General features: G+C 40.8%; 2 protein-coding genes. Both read left to right on the top strand.

Annotation, left to right across the window (positions count from 1 at the left end):
* Window positions 1-203: DUF2218 domain-containing protein (locus FK268_RS25960; RefSeq protein WP_146437825.1), on the top strand; the 203-nt coding region annotated here is incomplete at its 5' end.
* A 13-nt stretch (window positions 204-216) separates the two neighbouring features.
* The coding region (locus FK268_RS25955) for a hypothetical protein (protein ID WP_205124536.1) at window positions 217-588 on the top strand (372 nt) is incomplete at its 3' end.

Raw genomic sequence — 588 nt, 5'->3', positions numbered from 1 at the left:
AATATAATGAAGAAGAGAGTAAGGTCGATTTTGGAGATGGCAAAGTTGCCCTCTTCTATCCACAAGAGAGATCCCTTACCATTAAACTTACAACGCCAACTGAATCAGAATTAGAAACCATTCAATCTGTGATCGATCGCCATATTGAGCGCATGATCCCAGAAGATGAGAAGATCGATATTCAGTGGCAGTCATCCCTATAAGGAAAAGACATCAGTGAATGATATCCAAAAAAATTTAGAGTACTTTGCACAATATTATGAGAATGATGCCGAGTACGCAGCACAAAAAGAACAATATGGCAGAGCGATCCCGAGCCGCTCTTTTATTTTAGAATTATTACAAAATCATCCAAATCTCGATTTTGATGAGCTTGCTCGTATCTTTAAGCTTCGTAAAAATTGGGAGCTTGATGCATTAGAGAGCCGGATTAATGCCATGATCCGTCAAGGCTCTCTCTATCTAGATAAAGCAGATAAATTACAAATTATCGATAGTAGCGAGCGCTTTATCGGTGAGGTCTCCGGTCATGCTGAAGGATATGGCTATCTCGATCTTGAAGGGGGTGGCTCCTTCTATATCCCGCCG

This window comes from Tsukamurella sputi (genome assembly GCF_007858445.1).
GTDB lineage: Bacteria > Actinomycetota > Actinomycetes > Mycobacteriales > Mycobacteriaceae > Tsukamurella > Tsukamurella sputi.
Note: the sequence above shows the minus strand (reverse complement) of the source record. Positions and strands in the feature narration are given on the sequence as shown.